Raw genomic sequence first — 2436 nt, 5'->3', positions numbered from 1 at the left:
AAAAGAGAATATTCTATATTTCAAGCCTCCTTATTGCAGAGGTACTGATAACTAATAACTGATAACTGAAATTACCCTTGCCCCTATTGGGTTTGAAGCCATTTTCACTGCATACAAATATCAAAGTACCGTTAGAGTCCTGGCTGAGTTTTGTGAAGATTCGATGAAAACAAGCCTTTCTGATTTCTGGAAATCTACTATAAGTTTTACTTATGATTATAAAGTATCTCCGTTGTTATAAGGTTTTTTTTCTTCATATCAAATTGAGCATTTAACAAAAATCTAAGAGACTGTTTGTAAAAAAAAGCTATGTAAAAAAAAGCTAAAGATGGTCATGAAGAGGTATTTAAGGTAGGAAAATAAAAAAATCAATGATGAGTGTCAAAGTGGCGTTGCACAGTGACGAATGATTATGAGAATTGAGGAACTTGACGATGTTTCAAACAATAGATCAGCAGGTGAATTGATCTGTAAAACATAATCAATGGACTTGGAATAACACAAAGTTTTACGATGTAACCTAGCGTGCGTAGTGTCAATGACGGCAGTTTTCTCCTTCTACTCTGGTCATCGCTGCGGGTGCTTACTAGGTGAAGCGTGCTCCGCACCGAACTTCGCGAACGCAATCGTCGATTAAACAGGGATCAACCTGATATCCATCTGTAATCTCAAGAAAACCGGCCCAGGCGTGAATCATCTGCCACAATATAGTGAAGGTAACTAACGAGCGAGCGCCCCCGTACAAACTTCAGAATTCCTGGCATTTTGCTGTTGACTACTCTCCAGACCCAAATTTGGTTTTTTTTGAGCCAATAAAAGTTTGTAGTTCATCTAGCGTGAGCTGTTTGAGGTATTTCATAGTTACTATCGGGAATCTGTGCTTGGTGCAAGTCGTACCCAGTTGAGCACTGTGTTATGGGAAATACCAGTCACTCTCTCAATGGCTCCCAATCCCATGGCAAATAGGGACATTTTCACACAAAGCTCTTTAAGATCAGAACTATAACCCGCAGGACAGGGGCTTTCTCGCGCATTGACGGCCACAGTTAGGGCACAGATAACTCTGTTTGCCCTGACGATGACCATTTTTCACTACTTTATGACTTTGACAATCAGGACAGTCCATCTGTCTAGAAAATTCTAGAATATCATTCTCTATTGTGCAACACCCAAATTTTTTATTTTTATCAAAATATAGCACTACACATTAAGGTGTTTGACATAAATAAAAGCTGAAACCCTTTTGTATTCGCCTGTTGCCTATTGCCTGTTGCCTGTTGCCTTGCGCGTAGCGCTATAATTGGGTCGTACCACCCCGCTTTGGCGAAATATTTTTGGAGGGTTGCTCATCTATCCCCATGACAAAAATAATTTCTGTAGGTCGCCCTACCCACAGCGACTTTATCTGACTTCTAACTTCTGGCTTCTGACTTCGTTAAGATGGTCTCTAATTTGGTATATTTATTATTTAGTTATACTCAACTTTGGGAGCAGTTATTGTAGTGGTGAAAACAGGATTTTTAGTATTGGTATTAATATTGGCTGTCGTAGGTATTTTACCAATTCATATTGATTTAGCTCAAGCACAGGAAAATACTGTAAACTATACTCTTACAGATTTAAACTATCGAGATTTTTCTAATAAAGATTTGCAAGGTACTTCCTTTGCTGGTGCAGAAATGCGGGGTGCAAATTTTCAAGGGGCAAATATGCAACGAACAATTATTACTAAGGGAGACTTTTTTCGGGCAAACTTAAGTGAAACAGATTTTACTGATACTTTTGCAGATCGAGTCACTTTCGATCAAACTGACTTAACTAATGCTATTTTTACAGATGCTATGTTGAGTAGTAGCACCTTCAGTAATGCAGTGGTGACAGGGGCAGATTTTTCTCGAGCAATAGTAGACCGCTATCAGGTAAAATTAATGTGTAAAAATGCTTCAGGAATTAATCCTATTACAGGAGTAGCTACCCGCGATAGTTTGGGGTGTCCTCCTAAACTCTAATTTTGATAAATTGAGGTTCTTTTTTCATCAACATAACAAATATAGCAGAAGGAAGAAAGAAGAAGTTTGATTATTGATATTCCCAAGTTTGTAGCTATTTCATAAGTCAAATACAGTAATAGTGACTGCTATATATCCAGCATGAAACTGTTGAAGAAAAATAACCAATTCACTTACTAAAGTGCTTATACCATGTCCGGATGATTAAGTATAATAAAAATGTTCTGTTGAAGCGATCTTGAAGGAATATCCCAAATTTCTGCTCTGTTTCCAGTATTCTCACTTGAATTTACACCTACGACCTACCACCTAATATCATGTTCGGTTGAATACTTATAATATCTGTGGACCAAAGGCAGAAGGCAGAGGGCAGCTATGCTGAAGGGAAAGAGCAAGGTTAGAAGGCAGAAGGTTTATTATAACTGAT

The 2436-nt window shown here is 38.1% G+C and carries 1 protein-coding gene and 1 pseudogene; one reads left to right on the top strand and one right to left on the bottom strand.

All coding sequences use genetic code 11. From position 1 onward, the window contains the following. Nucleotides 1-410: 410 nt before the first annotated feature. Nucleotides 411-1126, bottom strand: a pseudogene (locus F6K13_RS28400) (IS1 family transposase). Between the two features lie 358 nt (nucleotides 1127-1484). Here F6K13_RS28400 and F6K13_RS28395 point away from each other — a divergent pair. Further along, on the top strand, nucleotides 1485-2009 hold the full coding sequence (locus F6K13_RS28395) for a pentapeptide repeat-containing protein (protein WP_240038744.1): 525 nt from the start codon (nucleotides 1485-1487) through the stop codon (nucleotides 2007-2009). Nucleotides 2010-2436: the final 427 nt, after the last annotated feature.

The organism is Okeania sp. SIO2B9, from assembly GCF_010672505.1.
In the GTDB taxonomy this organism is placed as follows: domain Bacteria; phylum Cyanobacteriota; class Cyanobacteriia; order Cyanobacteriales; family Microcoleaceae; genus Okeania; species Okeania hirsuta.
The sequence above is the reverse complement of the archived record's forward strand: the minus strand, read 5'-3'. Positions and strand labels throughout refer to the sequence as shown.